This window comes from Anabaena sp. CCY 0017 (assembly GCF_963920885.1).
Taxonomy (GTDB): domain Bacteria; phylum Cyanobacteriota; class Cyanobacteriia; order Cyanobacteriales; family Nostocaceae; genus Nodularia.
In genome coordinates, this window is sequence record NZ_CAWUDG010000079.1 from 1 (window position 1) to 505 (window position 505).

Consider the following 505-nt stretch of genomic DNA (forward strand, 5'->3'; position numbering starts at 1 on the left):
TCAGGACAAGACTATTAAACTGTGGAATCTAAACACAGGCAAGGAAATTCGCACCTTCTCCGGGCATACTAACTCTGTCTGGAGCGTCAGTTTTAGTCCCGACAGCAAGACTTTAGTTTCTGGTAGTCAGGACAAGACTATTAAACTGTGGAATCTAAACACAGGCAAGGAAATTCGCACCTTCTCCGGGCATACTAACGAGGTCAATAGCGTCAGTTTTAGCCCCGACGGCAAGACTTTGGCTTCTGGTAGTCAGGACAAGACTATTAAACTGTGGAATCTAAACACAGGCAAGGAAATTCGCACCTTCTCCGGGCATACTAACGAGGTCAATAGCGTCAGTTTTAGCCCCGACGGCAAGACTTTGGCTTCTGGTAGTCAGGACAAGACTATTAAACTGTGGAATCTAAACACAGGCAAGGAAATTCGCACCTTCTCCGGGCATACTAACGAGGTCAATAGCGTCAGTTTTAGCCCCGACGGCAAGACTTTGGCTTCTGGTAGT

Annotated in this window: 1 protein-coding gene; it reads left to right on the forward strand. The window is 46.9% G+C overall.

The genetic code is table 11. The features are described from left to right. Positions 1-505, forward strand: a 505-nt coding sequence (locus ACM0OW_RS25775; protein ID WP_414553561.1) for a WD40 repeat domain-containing protein, incomplete at both ends; no start/stop codon positions are given.